The 17669-nt window shown below is 60.8% G+C and carries 16 protein-coding genes; 8 read left to right on the top strand and 8 right to left on the bottom strand.

The genetic code is table 11. The annotated features are described in order from the left end of the window. Window positions 1-192: 192 nt before the first annotated feature. From RCAS_RS07690 to RCAS_RS07675, 4 genes are read right to left on the bottom strand one after another with little or no spacing between them, the layout of a single operon-like run. Window positions 193-1755, bottom strand: coding sequence for a 1,4-alpha-glucan branching protein domain-containing protein (locus RCAS_RS07690; RefSeq protein WP_012120023.1), 1563 nt, complete (start codon window positions 1753-1755; stop codon window positions 193-195). Continuing rightward, complete coding sequence (locus RCAS_RS07685; protein WP_012120022.1) at window positions 1752-2714, bottom strand: phosphotransferase; 963 nt, start codon at window positions 2712-2714, stop codon at window positions 1752-1754. The genes RCAS_RS07690 and RCAS_RS07685 overlap by 4 nt, the downstream gene beginning before the upstream one ends. A gap of 24 nt (window positions 2715-2738) precedes the next feature. Beyond that, entirely contained in the window at window positions 2739-3605 is an 867-nt protein-coding gene (locus tag RCAS_RS07680; protein WP_012120021.1) for an amidohydrolase family protein, read from the bottom strand. A 9-nt stretch (window positions 3606-3614) separates the two neighbouring features. Next, window positions 3615-4037: a hypothetical protein gene (locus RCAS_RS07675; RefSeq protein ID WP_232280203.1), complete on the bottom strand. Its 423-nt coding sequence runs from the start codon at window positions 4035-4037 to the stop codon at window positions 3615-3617. Window positions 4038-4271: 234 nt separating this feature from the next. Between RCAS_RS07675 and ggt the strand changes: the two genes are divergently transcribed. The 5 genes from ggt to RCAS_RS07650 all read left to right on the top strand — a co-directional run bounded on the left by ggt (window position 4272) and on the right by RCAS_RS07650 (window position 9737). Then, the gene (ggt, locus tag RCAS_RS07670) at window positions 4272-5900 is read left to right on the top strand and encodes a gamma-glutamyltransferase (protein WP_012120019.1); all 1629 of its coding nucleotides are present in this window, start codon (window positions 4272-4274) and stop codon (window positions 5898-5900) included. 483 nt (window positions 5901-6383) lie between these two features. Next, window positions 6384-6869: an NUDIX domain-containing protein gene (locus tag RCAS_RS07665; RefSeq protein ID WP_232280202.1), complete on the top strand. Its 486-nt coding sequence runs from the start codon at window positions 6384-6386 to the stop codon at window positions 6867-6869. Window positions 6870-6899: 30 nt separating this feature from the next. Beyond that, window positions 6900-7391: an NUDIX hydrolase gene (locus tag RCAS_RS07660; protein WP_012120017.1), complete on the top strand. Its 492-nt coding sequence runs from the start codon at window positions 6900-6902 to the stop codon at window positions 7389-7391. Between the two features lie 12 nt (window positions 7392-7403). After that, window positions 7404-8678, top strand: coding sequence for a serine--tRNA ligase (gene serS, locus RCAS_RS07655; RefSeq protein ID WP_012120016.1), 1275 nt, complete (start codon window positions 7404-7406; stop codon window positions 8676-8678). Between the two features lie 126 nt (window positions 8679-8804). Continuing rightward, window positions 8805-9737 carry an SH3 domain-containing protein gene (locus tag RCAS_RS07650; RefSeq protein ID WP_012120015.1) on the top strand — a complete coding sequence of 311 codons (933 nt, stop codon included), beginning with the start codon at window positions 8805-8807 and terminating at the stop codon, window positions 9735-9737. A gap of 693 nt (window positions 9738-10430) precedes the next feature. Here the strand turns inward: RCAS_RS07650 and fabF are convergent. Continuing rightward, window positions 10431-11678, bottom strand: coding sequence for a beta-ketoacyl-ACP synthase II (fabF, locus tag RCAS_RS07640; RefSeq protein ID WP_041330400.1), 1248 nt, complete (start codon window positions 11676-11678; stop codon window positions 10431-10433). A 381-nt stretch (window positions 11679-12059) separates the two neighbouring features. After that, on the bottom strand, window positions 12060-13052 hold the full coding sequence (gene fabD / locus RCAS_RS07630; RefSeq protein ID WP_232280201.1) for an ACP S-malonyltransferase: 993 nt from the start codon (window positions 13050-13052) through the stop codon (window positions 12060-12062). Between the two features lie 236 nt (window positions 13053-13288). Between fabD and RCAS_RS07625 the strand changes: the two genes are divergently transcribed. From RCAS_RS07625 to RCAS_RS07615, 3 genes are all read left to right on the top strand, one after another. Further along, on the top strand, window positions 13289-13531 hold the full coding sequence (locus RCAS_RS07625; protein WP_012120012.1) for a cyclic-di-AMP receptor: 243 nt from the start codon (window positions 13289-13291) through the stop codon (window positions 13529-13531). Further along, a complete protein-coding gene (locus RCAS_RS07620) occupies window positions 13528-14715 on the top strand; it encodes a glycosyltransferase family 4 protein (protein ID WP_012120011.1) in 1188 nt (395 codons plus the stop codon). Before RCAS_RS07625 ends, RCAS_RS07620 begins: the two co-directional genes overlap by 4 nt. Window positions 14716-14927: 212 nt before the next feature. Then, the gene (locus RCAS_RS07615; protein ID WP_012120010.1) at window positions 14928-16211 is read left to right on the top strand and encodes a glycosyltransferase family 4 protein; all 1284 of its coding nucleotides are present in this window, start codon (window positions 14928-14930) and stop codon (window positions 16209-16211) included. Window positions 16212-16514: 303 nt separating this feature from the next. Here RCAS_RS07615 and RCAS_RS07610 read toward each other — a convergent pair whose 3' ends face one another. Together RCAS_RS07610 and RCAS_RS07605 are read right to left on the bottom strand one after the other, a co-directional pair. Beyond that, a complete protein-coding gene (locus RCAS_RS07610) occupies window positions 16515-16787 on the bottom strand; it encodes a hypothetical protein (RefSeq protein ID WP_041330396.1) in 273 nt (90 codons plus the stop codon). Between the two features lie 52 nt (window positions 16788-16839). Further along, complete coding sequence (locus RCAS_RS07605; protein WP_012120009.1) at window positions 16840-17241, bottom strand: hypothetical protein; 402 nt, start codon at window positions 17239-17241, stop codon at window positions 16840-16842. Between the last annotated feature and the right edge of the window lie 428 nt (window positions 17242-17669).

Below are 17669 nucleotides of genomic sequence, written 5' to 3'. Positions count from 1 at the left end.
ATGCGCTCCATCGAAACGTCTCTTCACGCCTCTGCGTCGCCGTGGTGAAACATTGCACCTCTGGAGCCGATAAAATGAAACCGCTGCGCCATAGGGCGAAGGTGGGCAACATTGCCCTCAGCCTCATCCCTCTGGGAGATCTGTGCCGCTGTGGCGCACAACCTTTCGCTCTCTGCACCTCAGTGATGGCAATCACACCGTCTCTGCCGTCAAAATACGATAATTGAGATGAGGGAAGGGATTGTCAATCTCTTCAATAGCGGCAAGTGTCTGCTGATCGTCCTCATCGAGCGAGGCGCGCTCCGCCAGCGCGCACAACTGCCGGCAGCGCGCCAGATGAACCCACGGACGATGCGACTCACTGGCATCATTCCGACCGAGGAGCAACAACCAATCGCTCGCCTGCGCCAACAACAATTCGCGCACTGCCTGGTTGAGTGCGCGTTCTCTATCGCCGCGGGCATCGGGGAAGCGCCGCACCACCCCAACGACGAGATCCTCCGTTTCATCAAGGGCACGACGGAGCAGAGCGCCTGCCGGCGCATTCCATGCCGAATGATCACCGCCAGGACCCCATGATCCATCCCGCAGGACGATGCTCTGGCGCGGTCGGAAGGCGCGCAGATACGGCGAAGGCGTTGTCAGGGCAAACGGTCGATGGATCAGAACAGTTTCCAGGAGCGTCCGCAGCCAGGCGACACCCTCGAACCAGCGCCGACCCAGTACCTCCGCATCGAGCGGAACTACCAACATCCCTGGACGATCATGACGATTGGCGAAAGCGCGTAATTCGGCTGCTGCCCATTCAGCAAAATGGATGGCGTGTTCCTGAGCGCGTCGAAAGGCGTGATACGGATCATACGGCTCGATGACGGTATCACTGTCTCCGTTGCGCCAGATGGATAGATGCGTGCTCCGATCACGACGGGGCGCCAGATACAACGGATCACCGACATACCCAATGGCGGGGGAGACGATCTGAAGCGACGCATCAACCGCGCGCAGCAGTGCGATCAGACGACGCGGCATCACCCATCGCGGACGCAGGTGGGTGACACAGGCATCGACGGCGACGCTTGCCGGATCGATAATGAAATAGCGCGTACCATTCAACCGCAGCACCTGCTCCAATCCCGGACGAAAACCGCACTCAGGCAGCCAGACGCCGCGCGGACGGCGACCGAGCAGACGGGTCACCGTCAGAGTTCCGATATCGAGCTGCGCGCGCACCGACTCCTGTCGCGACAGCAGTGGCAAATATGCATGCGTTGCGGCGCCTCCCAGTGGCTCGACCGTTCCGGTCGCACACAACTCGCGCAGCGCCGCGACCAGATTGCGCCCGTAGCGCGTGGTAAAACTGTGAAGAATCCCCTGACCCCAGTCGAGATAAAAACGTGCCAGATACGCCTGATGCCGCTGCCGCTGCCGCTGCCAGCGCCGCAGCGCCGCTTCGCAGCGCGCCAGCCAGCGTTCCATCCAGATAACAAAATGTTTCTGTACGACGATGTCCGCCAGTTGTTCGAGCAGCACTGGCGAATACGCCAGCGACACGTATGGGCGCATGCCACGTTCGCGCAGATCATACAGGACATTCAACGTGGGAATGATCGAACAGGCGATCATCTCATGCAACGGGTCTTCGCCGTCGGGACGACGACCGGCAGCGCGCAGGTATGGCATATGACCCGTGAGTATGAGCGCCAGAGCGCCGGGAAACGACCGGTTTCCTTCCTCGTGCTGTCCATCGTGGCTCACCGGAGCGCCTCCAGACGAGTCATCACCGCAACCGGCAAACCCGCAAGCACAACCGCATCGGCCATCTCAAACGCATGCACCACATCGATGAGCAGACGCAGACGATCCACACGTGCATGGTGGTCGGCGGTCAACGCTCCTCCCATTTCGTACCCGTCCAGCACACTCTGGCGAAAGACCGATGATTGGCATGATGAGAGCGCATATGCCAGATCAAAGCATGGATCGCCACCTACCGGCGCTTCGGGGCGCACCAGGCCTGCGAGTTGCACCGACTCGCCCACGGTGACGATCACCCGCGACGGCTCGATGGCGCCGTGCAGCACACGTGGTTGGGCGCAGGCAAACACCGGATGATCAAGGGTCGCGGCACGGAGCGCGGCAACCACGTCCGAACCCAGCACAGTTTCCGCCTGCGCATCAAAGTTCCGCTGCTCGAGCCAGCGCACCAGTGCATCGCGCCACGTCCGCGCCGACCAGCGACCGGTCGGCGTCGGGGCGCCATAGCCAGGCGCCTCGATCCGGTGCACTCGTCGCAGGGTGCGCCCGACCTGCCGCCCTGCCACACGCACAAGCGCCGCCTGATCGAGCGAATCAAGCGTTAATCCGCCGGTATATGTTTCGATTGCATAGGTGAAAGGAACAGTTGTGCAGCTCAGGTCGTAGGTAATCAGGCGGGGCGCCGGCAGATCATGCGCCGCGAGCATCCGCAGGAAGAACACTTCATGCGCCAGATCCGAATCTGGCGCAATGACCAGCAATAGATGACTCGTCGCCATCGTAATACGCACCTCGATGCGCCGATTCGTCGCGCACACGAGGGTAGCGCCGGTAGAGCGCACCTTGAGCGGTTCGACAATCGCCGCGACATAGTCGCCCAGGCGCGCCACAATGCGCCGTAATGCGTCCGAAGGCGCCGGATCGTCAGGATCAAGTTCCCGGTTGAGATGCGCCCACACAGATGCACAATACCACGAAGTGCGCTATCGTGCAACTGCGGGCAGACGGTAGAGGCGGCGAGCATTGTCGGACCAAAGTTTCCGTTGCGCTTCGGGCGACAGGTCGGACGTGAGCGTCGCCAGAGTTTCGACCCAGCGCCGGTAACTGGTCGCCAGCAGCGCCACGGGCCAGTCGCCGCCGAACATCACGCGATCCTCGCCAAACACCTCGAGTGCATGCCGGACATAGGGCGCCAGATCATCGACAGTCCAGTGCGCGTGATCCGCTTCGGTCGCCACACCGCTGATCTTGCATGTCACATTCGGCAGGCGCGCCAGCGTCGCCATGTGCTCGCGCCACGGTTCAAGCGCACCATTGCGAATATCAGGCTTGGCGATATGGTCGAGAATAAAGGTCACAGCGGGGCATTGCCGCACCAGCTCGATAATGGCCGGCAACTGATAGTGATAGATGCAGATATCGAACGACAACCCATATTCTGCCAGCAACTCGACGCCGCGAACAAACGAGGGGCGCAGGCAGTATGCCGGATCAGGCTCGCCCTGAAGGATGCGCCGCACCCCCTTGATAAGCGGCCCAATGGCGAGCAGCGCTTCAAGGATCGAGCGCGCGCATTCGCCATCTTCCAACGGCGCCCACGCTACGATCCCCTGAAGACGCGGTTCACGCGCCGCCAACGCGGCGATATGCTGCGCTTCGAGCAGCGCATAGGCAGGTGCAACTTCCACCTGCACATACACCATAGCCGAAACATTCAGACCTGCGGTATGCTCACGGAACGTCTGCACATCATAGGGACGATTAAGCAGATCATTGCCATCGAGCCATGGGATGCGAAACCGCGCCGGGTCCCACAGATGGAGGTGAGTGTCGATAATTTCATGCTCCATGTGCAACCTTCACCAATGGCGTCGCTCCCACAACGGTTTCGGCGCCCCAATGCCAAAGGCTTTCCACGCCGTCAACAGATAGACGACCGTCGTGATCTCAAGGATCAGGATGACCCACACCGACCAGACAAACCCCGTCTCGATCCACTGATGCAGTGCGACCGGAACACCCCGCACCAGCAATCCAATGACCATGCCGCGCCACACAAACGCAGCGCCCAGCCCTGCCGCTACCAGCGGGCCGCCAATCACATGCGACCACCATGCGCTTTGGAGAACCTCCCACACCCCCCAGAAAAACCAGACGATTGTGAACGGCACAACAATTGCGAGCGCGATATCGATGATCTGCATCGCCAGCGGGACGCCGAGCGCGGCTTTGTATGCGATCAACGCCACCAAAAGCAACGCCAGAACAATGCCAACAGCCACTCCCGCGCTTGCAAGAATTGCAACCCCAACCGGACGTGGCTCTCGTATTGATGATCTGACGATGCGAACCCCAGTACGACTCACTCCACACCCTCCTCTGGTACTGACGGGGCGGAACCGATGGGTTGAAACAAGAGCGCGACTTGTTGTTTGGGAGTCTACGGGCTATTATAGCAGAGGTTAGAAATCGGTTGTCAAGTTTCGATTTTGTCATCCTTCGAGGGAGCACCACGTATGTCTCACACCAATCGCCCTTCCCTGACCGGTGAGCGTTTCCGTTCACGACGTTCCGTTGTCATGACCCATCGCGGCGTCGTTGCCACCAGTCAACCACTGGCGGCTCAGGCAGGGCTCCGCATGCTCCTTGCTGGCGGAAGCGCTGCTGATGCCGTGGTTGCCGCCGCCGCCGCGCTCAATGTGGTCGAACCGATGAGCACCGGCATTGGCGGTGATGCGTTTGCGCTCATATATGATGCGCAATCGCGCACTGTTCACGCATTGAATGGTAGCGGACGCGCGCCGGCCGCACTATCACGGGAAACCTTTACCGCGCGAGGACTGACCGGCATTCCGCTGACGGGCATGCTACCCGTCACGGTCCCCGGCGCGGTGGATGCGTGGATCGAACTGCTGGCGGCATACGGTCGCCTGCCGCTCTCGCAGGTGCTCGCGCCGGCCATCGACTATGCGGAGAATGGTTTCCCCGTCAGCGAGATTATTGCGCGTGGATGGAAACTGGCAGAACCCAAACTCGCAGCGCATCCCGATACGGCGCGCACCTATCTGCCACAGGGGCGCGCTCCGCGCGCCGGTGAACTGTTCCGCCAGCCAGGACTGGCGCGCTCGCTGCGCCTGATCGCTGAAGGTGGACGAGACGCATTCTATCGTGGCGCGATTGCAGCGGCGATTGCGGCAACCAGCGCACGCGACGGCGGCGCGCTGACCCTCGAAGACCTGGCGGCGCACCGTTCGACCTGGGAAACGCCGATCAGCGTCACCTATCGCGGCTACACCGTCTATGAGTGCCCGCCGAACGGGCAGGGGGTCACGGCGTTGATAGCGTTGAACATCCTCGAAGGATTCGATATGGCAGCGCTGCCTCCTGCTTCGCCAGAGGCGCTTCATCTTCAGATTGAAGCGTTACGACTGGCATTCGCCGATGCCGCCGCATACGTCGCCGATCCGGCGCACGTTCACGTGCCGACCAATCGGCTCCTCTCTGCGGCACACGCAAGCGCGCGGCGCGCACAGATCGATCCGCAGCGCGCCATGCCTTCGGTGCACGTCGGCGCACTCCCCGGCGGCCACGATACGGTGTACATCACCGCAGTCGATGCCGATGGCAATGCAGTCTCCTTCATCAACAGCCTCTACATGGGGTTTGGTTCGGGTGTGGTTGCGGGCGATACCGGCATCTGCCTGCAGAATCGCGGCGCCGGTTTTGTGCTCGATCCCAACCACCCAAACTGCGTGGCGCCGGGCAAACGTCCGTACCACACCATCATTCCATGCATGGTCACCCGCGGCGACCGATTGTGGGCAAGTTTTGGCGTGATGGGTGGGTTCATGCAGCCGCAGGGTCACGTGCAGATGCTGGTGAACATGATCGACTTCGGCATGAACCCGCAGGAAGCGCTTGATGCACCGCGTTTTGAGTTGATCGATCCCTACCTCAGCCAGGATGCCGTGGCGCTAGAGCACGATCCGGCAATCGCAGCGGCGCTTACGGCGCGCGGTCATCACGTCGTGGATCGCCAGGGCATGTTCGGCTTCGGCGGCGGACAGATTATCGTCGTCGATGATGCCGGCGTGCGCCACGCCGGTTCCGATCCGCGCAAGGACGGATGTGCTGTCGCGTATTAGTGATGTTTCCGCGTCGGCATTGCACGCCTTCTGGAACGCTGATATAATGTTCGCCAATGACGGTGACGGAGACGACGTAGGCGCTCATCGGCACACAGAGAGCCGCCGGATGGTGCGAGGCGGTTGCCTGGTGAACGACCGAATCCCCTCCTGAGTCGCGCGGGAAAGGTGTGGCATTCCTGCCCCTCTCGAACCGGCGCCGGCTGCGCCCGTTAGCGCGCACTGCAATCGAGGTCGCGTCTATCTGACGCGGCGAATGAAGGTGGCACCACGGGGAACACGCTCCTCGTCCTTCGCGGACGTGGAGTTTTTTATTGATGTGAGCGACGGAACGGGAGATTCGGCAGGCGGTACGTCCGCCAGATATACACACCGGCGACGGAACGGCATCGGAGCGACGCGCACAGCCATTGAACCCTCGGATTCAGCAACTCGATTGACGTTATGAGACGAATATCATCGCGTTCTGCGCAGAATGAGCATATGAATCAGATCATCGATAGCGCACTGGCGCTGATCTATCGCATGGCGCATGCCACGCGCGGCGCACTCTGGCGCCTTACCCGTCCATCGCTCCTTGGCGTGCGCGCTCTGGCAGTGCGCGACGATCAGGTGTTGCTGGTGCGTCATCGCAGCGGCGCAACCCCGTGGGGATTGCCCGGCGGCGCCGTCGATCCCCACGAACGGCTCGAAGAAGCTGCGCGCCGCGAGATCTACGAGGAATCCGGCGTAACGGCGGAGACTCAGCGCGTGCTCGGGGTCTATGACGCTTTCAATTTCAATTATGTCAATTATATTGTCGTCTTTGTCTTCAGTGCACAAGGTGAACCAGGACCGCCCCACTCGATTGAAATCGCCGAAGCACGTTTTTTTCCGTTTTATGATTTGCCCAATGGCGTTGACCCCGGATCGCGCCGGCGGATCGACGAATATCTGTCCGGCGCTGCGGGCATCTCGGCATTGTGGTAGCGCTTATTTAGGAGTCCAGACGGAGCGACTATGCCTGCATACACACCTATTCTGGCCACACTCGGCTATGTGATGTCGCCTGACGGCGAATCGGTGCTGATGGTCCACCGCAACGCGCGCCCTGATGATGTGCACTACGGCAAGTACAATGGTCTGGGAGGCAAACTCGACTCGCACGAAGATGTGGTGAGCGGCATGAAACGCGAGATCCGCGAAGAAGCCGGCATCGAGGTAGAGGCGATGGTGCTACGCGGCACGCTCAACTGGCCCGGCTTCGGCAAAAATGAAGAGGACTGGTTTGCCTTCGTCTTTCGCATCGACCGCTGGAGCGGCACGCCATTCACCAGCAACCCGGAGGGCGACCTGGAATGGGTGCCGGTGGCGCGACTACACGACCTCAACCTGTGGGATAGCGACCGCCTCTGGATCGATATGGTCTTTGCGCGCGACAACCGGACTTTCTTCGGCGTCGCGCCTTACAAAAACGGCAAGATGGTCTCGTGGAGCTATGTGCTGCTCTGAAAGGAATTGCCGATGCTGGACATTCGCCTGATACGTGAGCAACCCGACATGGTCAAAGCGGCGCTTGGGCGGGCAGGCGTCGATCCAGCACAGGTTGACGCTGTGCTGGCATACGACGAACAACGTCGCGCGCTGCTGCGCGAAGTGGAGAAACTGAAAGCCTTGCGCAATGCGGTCTCAAAAGAGATCGGCAAGATGAGCGACGCGGGCGAACGCGACACGAAAATCGCCGAAATGCGCGCCGTCGGCGACCGCATCGCCGCGCTGGACCGCGAACTCGCTGCGGTGGAAGAGCGGCAGTACGCTGCGCTAATGGAACTGCGCAACCTGCCGCATCCCGCAGTTCCCGACGGACCGGACGAGACCTACAACGTGGTGATTGCGCAGGAAGGTGAACCGCGCGCCTTCGATTTTGCGCCAAAGCCACACTGGGAACTCGGCGAAGCGCTCGACATCATCGATTTCGAGCGGGGCGTCAAACTCTCCGGCTCACGCTTCTACGTCCTCAAAGGGCTGGGAGCGCGCCTGCAACGCGCCCTGATCCAATGGATGCTCGATCTTCACATCCAACAGGGATACCACGAGGTCTATACACCGTTCGTGGTAAAAGAGCAATGCATGTGGGGCGCGCGCCAGTTGCCCAAGTTCCGTGACAACCTCTACCGCGACGTGGAGGACGACCTGTGGCTGGTGCCGACCGCCGAGGTGCCGGTCACCAATCTCCACCGCGACGAGATTCTCGAGGCGGATCAGTTGCCGCTCCGCTATTGCGCCTACACCCCCTGCTTCCGCCGCGAAAAGATGAGCGCCGGGCGCGATGTGCGCGGCATCAAGCGCGGGCACCAATTCGACAAAGTCGAGATGTACATGTTTGTCCACCCCGACACAAGCTACGACGAACTCGAGAAACTACGCGCCGACGCCGAAGCAACCTGTCGTCTGCTGGGATTGACCTTCCGCACCAAAGAACTCTGCACCGGCGACCTCGGATTTGCCGCCACGCGCACCTACGATATCGAGGTGTGGGCGCCGGGGCAGGGCGAATGGCTCGAAGTCAGCTCCTGCTCGAATGTCGAAGCCTTTCAGGCGCGGGCAGCGAACATTCGCTACCGTTCAGCGCCGGGGGCGCGTCCAGAGTATGTCCATACCCTGAACGGCTCAGGGTTGGGGCTGCCGCGCACGCTGATAGCCATTATGGAGAACTACCAGCAGGCTGATGGCAGCATCATCATTCCTGACGTTCTGCGTCCGTATATGGGGGGGGCTGAGGTTATTCGACGGTCATAATATTGCCCCCAAAGAACATGTGTGCTATAGTTTAGAAAGACAAAAGTACCGGTCGCCCACGCCGTCATCGTCGGGGCGCGCCACCGGCACGCCCCTGAAGCGGTTGCAGGCAGCAGGAGGAGCGCAGTGACACGTATCGAAGAAAAAGTGCAACGTGGCTTTGACCTCATGCGGCGCGCAGGCGAGGACAGCGATCTGCTTGGCGCAGCGCTGCTGGCGTTTCACAGCGCCCTATCGGACTATCTGGACGCCGAATTGCGCCGCAGTCCACTGTTGAGCGACGTGGAGCGGCAGGCAATCGACGAAGGAACCATGACCTGGCCCATGCGCGCAACGTTGGCGCAACGCGCCGGACTGCTCACCGAAAAGCAACGTGATCGCGTTCTCGAGATCAACCGGGTACGCACCGGCTTCGCACACGGTGAAGGCTTTGCCGGCAGTGCGCGCAGCGTTGCCGCCTACGGCGAATTTGTCGCCGGACTCTGTGGTCTGACGTCGTCTGCCGCCACACGCGACACTGCCGCCCATCGCGTGCCAACCGGCGCCCATCGCGCGGCGACCGGTCCGACGGCAACCGCTGCTGCACGACCATCGGCGACGACGGCATCCGGGTTGCGCGCGCGCGCCGAGGAGCGGAAGGCGCGCCGCACCGCACCGATCCCGGAAAGTGGTTCGTTTCGGGTGGCGCTGGCGGCCATTGCCGTACTCCTGCTGATCACGCTGGCTGTTGTCGGACTACAACAACTGACGCCCTCGACTCCTTCGATTGCCGGAGCGCCGCCAACGACGTTTTCAGCAACAATTGCACCGCCGCCCACCAACACCCCAACGCCCCAGAAAGCGCGGATCATCAACCTGCCGCCCGGCGCGCCGGGATGGCTGCGCACAACACCGAGTTTTCGCGCGCCAACCCAACCGATCCCGCTCAGTGAAGGGCTGGAAGTAACGTTACTCGAGCGTGATCCGGTCGACGCAGAGGGCACGCGCTGGCGCTTCGTGAGCGTTGGAGGATACGATGGCTGGTGCCCGGAACACAACCTGAAGATAGGAAATGGATGAAAGCGGGCAATTTATCCTTGAGTCCACTGCAAAAAGGCTTCACCACCAAGGACACGAAGCGCACGAAGGGGAAGAACCATGAAGCGCATGTCCTTTGTGTCCCCTGGCGCCCTTCGTGGTTTCGTGGTTAATATGGAACCGATGCGGTCCATGCTATGAGTCCACTGCACAAAGGCTTCACCACCAAGGACCCGAAGCGCACGAAGGGGAAGAACCATGAAGCACATGTCCTTTGTGTCCCCTGGCGCCCTTCGTGGTTTCGTGGTTAATATGGAACCGATGCGGTCCATGCTATGAGTCCACTGCACAAAGGCTTCACCACCAAGGACCCGAAGCGCACGAAGGGGAAGAACCATGAAGCGCATGTCCTTTGTGTCCCTTGGCGCCCTTTGTGGAAGTCATGGAAGGCTTCACCACCAAGGACCCGAAGCGCACGAAGGGGAAGAACCATGAAGCGCATGTCCTTTGTGTCCCTTGGCGCCCTTTGTGGAAGTCATGGAAGGCTTCACCACCAAGGACCCGAAGCGCACGAAGGGGAAGAACCATGAAGCGCATGTCCTTTGTGTCCCTTGGCGCCCTTTGTGGAAGTCATGGAAGGCTGAACCACCAAGGACACGAAGCGCACGAAGGGGAAGAAAATGAAGCGCATGTCCTTTGTGTCCCTTTGTGCCCTTTGTGGTTACCGCCTTTAAGTCATCCTTCGAATCGCCGCATGATCAATGCTGAGTTGTGCCCGCCCAACCCGATCGAGTTCGACAGCGCCGCGCGCACCTCAGCCGTGCGCGCGGTATTCGGCACATAATCCAGGTCACAGTCGGGGTCCGGCTCGTCGAGGTTGATCGTTGGCGGGATGCGCCCATCGCGGATGACAAGCGCACAGATCAACGCCTCGACGGCGCCGGCCGCGCCCATCATATGGCCCAGCATCGATTTGGTGGAACTGATCGCCACGCGATACGCATGATCGCCGAACACCGCCTTGATCGCGCGCGTTTCGGCAAGATCGTTGAGCGGCGTGCCGGTGCCGTGGGCATTAATATAGTCCACCGCCTCCGGCGGCAGACCGGATTTGCGCAACGCCGTCGCCATCGCGCGCGCCGCGCCACGCCCCTGATCATCGGCAGCGATCATATCGCCCGCATCGCAACTATTGCCATAACCGACAATCTCCGCCACAATCGGCGCGCCGCGCGCCAGCGCATGATCGAGGCTTTCCAGCACCAGCGCTCCCGCACCCTCCGAAAGAATAAACCCGTCGCGACGAGCGTCGAACGGCTTACAAGCGCGTTCGGGGTTGAGGTTATCTTCCGCCAGTCCACGCATATTCGAGAACGACGCCACAATCGTTGGATGGATCGGCGCCTCACTCCCGCCGGCGATCACCACAGCGGCATCACCCCGGCGGATCAGTTCATACGCTTCACCGACATTGTGCCCGCCGGTAGAGCACGCTGCCACAACCGCCATGTTCGGACCCTGCGCACCCAACTGGATCGCAATATAGCCGCTGGCCGAGTCCGGAATCATATTGGCGATCAGGGTTGGAGAGACCCGCCGGGGACCACGTTCGCGCAGAACGTCGTGGTTATCGAAGATCAGATCAAGTCCGCCAGCGCCGCTGCCAAAGACCACTCCCACCTGTTCCGGGTCTTCGCGCGCCATATCGAGACGCGCGTCGCGCACTGCCTCGAGAACAGCATTGAGCGCATACCGCACATACAACGGCATTCGGCGCGCTTCACGCGCATCAACAGCGGGATCGAGCGCAAAACCGCGCACCTCGCCGGCAATCCGAATGACAAAACCAGAGGCATCGAAGCGAGTGATCGGACCGATTCCGCTACGACCGGCAAGAAGTGCTTCCCACAACAACGGGACCGTGTTCCCACATGGCGTCACGGCGCCCAGACCGGTAATCACCACACGCTGCCCGACGCTCATAGCAGAGAGCCTTTCCTGTCCCACCGGTGCGTTTCGTCACCCAACACAACATGGGGACAATATTCCATCAACCTTCGCGCCTATCCGATCCGAACAGCGAATAATCGTCTACCAGCACAAACGAAGCAATCACGTGCCGACTGCCCGAAAGAAGATCGCGTTCGAAGCGCTGCCATTCGCACCAGGCGTCATCTATGCGCCATGCAATGACCTGTGAATATCCGGCATGGTCACCCTGGGCAGCGCGAGGGGTCGTGCGCGACCCGCTCAGATTCCGCGCTGCGTTTACCCTGAGCGAAGCGAAGGGCTCGGAATGACACGCATGCGGCATCTTCAATCGTCATTAGTATAACGGGCGCGTAGTTTTTGGAGCAGCTCATATCAGATGCCAGAGCCTTCTTTTTCACTTTCCGCCTGCGCGACCAGGCGCGCCACCTCGGCATCGGTCAGCGGCACCGGTTTGGCATGCGGCGTGATGCGCTTGATCAATCCCGACAACACCTGGCGCGGACCGACCTCAACAATGGTATCAACACCGTGGGATACCATCTCCTGCACCGAGCGCGTCCACTGCACCGGGCGCGTCAACTGCTGCGAGAGTTCGTTCCGCAGTTCTTCGACCGTCGTCAGCGCGCGCCCGCTGATGTTGGCAATCAACGGCACCTGAGGCGGGCGCAATTGGAACCGATCCAACAATTCATCGAACCGCGTTGAGGCGCTCTGCATCAGCGGCGAATGCGCTGCAATGCTCACCTGCAAACGCTGCACCAGTTTTGCGCCGCGTGCTTTTGCCAGTTCCATCGCGCGCTGCAATGCGCGATGTTCGCCGGAGATCACCGTCTGCCCCGGAGAGTTTGCATTCGCGACCGAGACAACCCCTTCCGCCTGCGCCTCTTCCACGACTTCTTCCAAGGTCTTGTCATCGAGACCAACGACCGCTGCCATTCCGCCGGGGCGCTGCTCACCGCTCTCCTTCATCAATCGCCCGCGTTCGCGCACCAGTTTGAGCGCATCCTCGAAATCGAGCACCCCAGCCGCGACCAGCGCGGTAAACTCACCCAGGCTATGACCAGCGACAAGGGAGGGCGCGCCCAGATACCCGAAGGGACCAAAACGCTCCTTGAGCGCTTCGAGGCATGCAACACTCACCGTCAGAATCGCGGGCTGCGCATTGATTGTATCGTCGAGTTCCTCCTGCGGACCTTCGAAGCACAGCCTGGAGAGTTCGAAGCCAAGCACCTGATCCGCCTTCTCAAAGACCCGACGCGCAGCTGGCGACGCCTCGCACAACTCCTTGCCCATGCCGACGTATTGCGAACCTTGCCCCGGAAACACCAGCGCAATGCGCTTTTTCATGTCATCGAAGGTATTCAAGCGATCCTCCTGATGAAAGGGGTTGCTCAAGCGACTAACCACTATGCGCCGCCTTTGGCGGAGTGGCAGACCATAACAAATGCGCGAGCCTTTTCGACGCTCGCTCAAAAACGACTCAGGAGTATAACAATGAGCACCGTGATTGTCAAATATTTGTGCATTTTGCCACAGTGATGCAGAGGCGAATCGATCTGGTATAATGCTCGCTATGCTGGTATGCAGCCCAAGGAGCGCCCATGAAGTTGCTGATCTTCGTGACCGATGATAGTGTCGCGGATGCGACAGTCGATGCGCTGGTCGAGCAGGGGTTTCGCGTAACCCGGCTGGCATCGACCGGCGGATTTCTTCGCAAAGGGAGAACGACGCTGCTGGTTGGCGTGGAAGACGCCGCTGTCGATCGCGCACTGGATCTGGTACGGCGTGCAGCGCCTGGAACGCTCTCGATCACCCTCGATCTCGAACGCTATGAGCGCCTGTGAAGATTCTCTACATCGCAAGCGGCATTCCTGTTCCCGGCACGCTTGGCGGCTCAATCCATACGTTTGAAGTCGCGCGCGGGCTTGCGCGGCGCGGGCACGTGGTCGATATCGTCGCTGCATCTCAACCCGGCGTGTTCGAGATTGCATCGCTGGCGCGCCCGGTGTCGTCTCGTCTCGATTATGGGCGTCTGCACCACGTCGATATTCCCAAGACTCTGAGCCTTCTCGCCGCTCCGGTGATCATGCGATTAGCGCGATCCCTGAAACCTGATGTCATTATGGAGCGGTACTATAATTTCGCCGGAGCAGGCATCCTTGCCGCTCGACGCCTGGGCATCCCTTCGATCCTCGAAGTCAACGCGCTGATCGTCGATCCGCCGACAGTGCTGAAACGACGCCTCGATGATATGCTCGGCGGTCCCATGCGCCGCTGGGCAGTGGCGCAGTGCCGCTTCGCAGATCGGATTGTGACGCCATTGCACACAACCGTTCCGCCCGACATTCCGCGCACCAGGATTGTTGAGTTGCCATGGGGCGCCAATGTGGAACATTTCTCTCTTGACCGACGAGCCGCCAGTACTGCGCCGATGCAGCCAACCGTCGTGTTTCTCGGCTCATTCCGCGCCTGGCACGGCGTGCTCGATGCGGTGCGCGCCGGCGGACTGCTCGTGGAGCAAGGGCGCGTATGTCGTTTCCTGTTTATTGGCGATGGTCCGCAACGCGCTATCGCAGAACGATTGTCGGCGCACTGGGGCGAACAGTTCACTTTTACCGGCGCTGTACCATACGATGACGTCCCTTCGCTGCTGGCGCAGGCGTCGGTTGCGGTTGCGCCATTCAACACGGCAGCCCATCCTGCGCTCCGCGCTGCTGGATTCTTCTGGTCGCCGTTGAAAGTGTTCGAGTATATGGCTGCGGCGCTCCCGGTTGTGACGATCAACCTTCCACCGCTCAACCAGATCGTGCGCCACGGCATCGAGGGGTTGCTCTATCCCGAAGGTGATACCGGTGCACTGGCGGCAGCAATTGCCTACCTGCTCGACCACCCCGACGAAGCGCGCGCAATGGGCGCCCGCGGGCGCGAGCGCGTCATGATGCACTTCTCGTGGGCGCGGCACTGCGAGCAACTGGAACGTGTTATGAGAGAGATTGTGGAAGAGCGTTGCCCGTCGCACATCGTATAACGTTGAAGGTTGCACACAGGCAGGTTGCAGGTGATAGGCGGGCCGGTGAAGCAAGACAAGAGGCAAGGCACAGGTCAGAGGGGTGCAGGTTGCAGAAGGGAAGGTTGAACGTTGCAGGCGAGACTGTGTGACTGTGTGACAGGTCAGGAATCTAACCCCTGACTCCCGATCCCTCACCTGGTTCTCAGTTCTCAGTTCTCGGTTCTCCAGACATGCACATCCTGCTTCCAACCGACGTTTTCCCCCCCGGCTGCGGCGGTGCAGGCTGGAGCGCACACGCGCTGGCGCTGGCGTTGATCACGCGCGGTCACACCGTGACTGCCATTGTCCCGCGCGAAGGAGACCGTGGACTTGTCACCGGCGAAACGCGCGGCGTACCGACGGTTTCTTTCGGTTATCGCGCGCCGCGCATCCCCTTCGTGCGCAACTACGCGCGCAACGAGCGGTTGTGGCCCCGCCTGGCGCGGGTGATGGTCGAAGCCAGCGCAACACACACGTCACATCATCCGGCAATGATCATTCATGCCCAACACGTTCAGGTTGCGCCTGCCGCTGTGATGGCCGGGCAGCGGCTTGGCGCACCGGTGGTCATCAGTGTGCGCGATCACTGGCCCTGGGATTATTTTGCAACCGGGTTGCACGGCGACCGCATCCCCCATCCCCGTCAGACATGGGCGTCGCTGGCAGCCGATCTGCCCGCTCGCCTGGGACCTTTGCGCGGCGCGGCGGCGCTGCCTGCCATCCCCTATATGCTGGCGCACCTGGCGCGCCGCCGCGCCGTCCTGCGCCAGGCAGACGCCGTGATTGCCGGCAGTCGCTACATCGCCGGACGCCTGGTGGACCTGGTTGAACCTCAACGACTGCACATTATTCCGAATATTGTCGATCTGGCGGCAATTGATGCCGTGATCGCCACTCCCTCGCACCTGGTTGCGCCCGATGAGCGCTTCGTCCTCTATGTCGGCAAACTCGAACGCAATAAAGGAGCGCATCTGCTCGGTGAAATTGTCCGACAGACAGGCGCAGCGCTCCACCGCTACACCCTCGTGATCGCGGGTAGCGGCCCGTTGCGGACGGAACTGGAGCAAACGGTGCGCGCCGTTGGCATGCGCGCCCGATTTCTCGACTGGATCGACCACGACGAGGTGTTACGTTTGATGGCGCGATGTGATCTGTTGCTCTTCCCCTCGGCGTGGGGCGAGCCATTGAGCCGCGTGCTGCTCGAAGCATGCGCCTGCGGCGCGCCTATCCTGGCAATGCCCACCGGCGGCACACCGGACATTATTCTCGATGGAGAAAGCGGCGCACTCGCGGCAACAGTGCCTGGTTTTGCGCGTCGTCTGACCGAACTGCTCGAACGACCGGTCGAGCGCCAGGCGCTTGGCGCCGGAGCACGCCGCCTGGCGGCGCGTCGCTTCGCCCCCGATATCGTTGCCGGGCAGGTGGAACGTCTCTATCAGTCGCTTGTAGCACCGAAGCAGTATGCAGCGCAGTAGTGTGTGTCTGGAAAGAGAATCAGTCCTACCTTTCCCGATTTCTCTGGCAGTATCGAAGATGTGCTGCACTCTACGAGAGTGTGCAACCATGCGGTCCGATGGACCGGAGACACGGGGTGGAGCACAGAGCAGGGAGGAAGGCGGGGACGGCGCGCCCCCCGAAATGCCTTATACCAATGACGATTGACGATGCCGCATGCGTGTCATTCCGAGCCCTTCGCTTCGCTCAGGGTAAACGCAGCGCGGAATCTGAGCGGGTCGCGCACGACCCCTCGCGCTGCTCGGGGTGACCATGCCGGATGGTCACAGGTCATTGGTATTACTCAGAGACGCCGGATCGGAAAGCGCCCAAGCCCACCTCTCTTGCAGATCACCGGTTACGATAGAACCAGGCGCTTGTGGCAGGCATTCAATGGGATAACTGCGGCGCTCGCCCGGCAGACTCGCCGCCTGAAGGAACAGATCGCTGTTACCGAAGCAGTGCGCACCGAAGCCGAGATTGCCCGGATGAACTTTCGGGAGAAACCTGCCACAATTGAGGAGCGAGAAGTCAGGAACGCCAGGCGCGTTCTGCATACCTTGCGCTCGAACATGGGATCAGGAGCATTTTGCGCAGGAGATCGAGAGATCACTGGAGATACATCGAAATCCCCGGAACCTGTTTGAGACGCTCGAAATCCATCTCCCACAGGCTCACGAAACGCGCAAAATCGACCTGCCGGTAGTCGCCGGAGTACCAGGCTTCCAGAAAGAAATTCTCATTCGAACCAGCATAGTAGCGCGAGACGGTCGCATTACTGTTTGCCGCATTGATGAATTCGAGAAAACCGGCGCGGTCGAGCGATGCGGCGTCTCCGCAGCCATAGATCGAGGTAAACAGAACCCCTTCGTTGAACGTCTGAATGATAATATTCGGCTTGGTCGGGTGGCGCGCCAGGACGGTCCTGTCCTCCTTGCTGACTTCGTACCCCAGGAACTGCAAGTGATAACCTATCTGCGTTCGGGTTTGTTCGAGATCTGGTGCGGTCATTCGACACCTCGCGCATACACGCCTGATTTTCGAGAACGAACAATCCGATAATGTCCATCACGTGGCGATGAGGACCGATACAAACAGGCGCAGCGCGAATCGTATCGGACGACAGGAGCGCCGACAATCTTGCGCGGTCAGGCGTCGATCAGGCGCGTCTATCAGAAACGAATCAGGCTAACGTCCTTTCGTCAGAGTATACATGCGGATATGGGGGAATGTCAATCGGTAAGAGAAGCACGAGGCACGCGGCGCGCGAAGGAGAAGCGCCCTTTGCAGACGACCACAGGGAGCGCAGTTGGCAGCGGGCGCTGGAAGGAGGAGCGCATCCGCACAATGGTTGCACGTGGGACACAGGGCGTAGATGGTTGGCAAGGCTTCGCGCACGTTCGTGCGCTTCATGGATACTCCTACAACTATAACAGCGC

This window comes from Roseiflexus castenholzii DSM 13941, assembly GCF_000017805.1.
Lineage (GTDB): Bacteria > Chloroflexota > Chloroflexia > Chloroflexales > Roseiflexaceae > Roseiflexus > Roseiflexus castenholzii.
This window is presented reverse-complemented; position numbering and strand designations above follow the sequence as displayed.

Bases quoted from the DNA above. Each gene is read 5' to 3' on its own strand.
- RCAS_RS07680 (WP_012120021.1), bottom strand. From the start codon at position 3,605: ATGGAGCATGAAATTATCGACACTCACCTCCATCTGTGGGACCCGGCG.
- ggt (WP_012120019.1), top strand. From the start codon at position 4,272: ATGTCTCACACCAATCGCCCTTCCCTGACCGGTGAGCGTTTCCGTTCA.
- RCAS_RS07665 (WP_232280202.1), top strand. From the start codon at position 6,384: ATGAATCAGATCATCGATAGCGCACTGGCGCTGATCTATCGCATGGCG.
- RCAS_RS07660 (WP_012120017.1), top strand. From the start codon at position 6,900: ATGCCTGCATACACACCTATTCTGGCCACACTCGGCTATGTGATGTCG.
- serS (WP_012120016.1), top strand. From the start codon at position 7,404: ATGCTGGACATTCGCCTGATACGTGAGCAACCCGACATGGTCAAAGCG.
- fabF (WP_041330400.1), bottom strand. From the start codon at position 11,678: ATGAGCGTCGGGCAGCGTGTGGTGATTACCGGTCTGGGCGCCGTGACG.
- RCAS_RS07625 (WP_012120012.1), top strand. From the start codon at position 13,289: ATGAAGTTGCTGATCTTCGTGACCGATGATAGTGTCGCGGATGCGACA.
- RCAS_RS07615 (WP_012120010.1), top strand. From the start codon at position 14,928: ATGCACATCCTGCTTCCAACCGACGTTTTCCCCCCCGGCTGCGGCGGT.
- RCAS_RS07610 (WP_041330396.1), bottom strand. From the start codon at position 16,787: ATGCAGAACGCGCCTGGCGTTCCTGACTTCTCGCTCCTCAATTGTGGC.
- RCAS_RS07605 (WP_012120009.1), bottom strand. From the start codon at position 17,241: ATGACCGCACCAGATCTCGAACAAACCCGAACGCAGATAGGTTATCAC.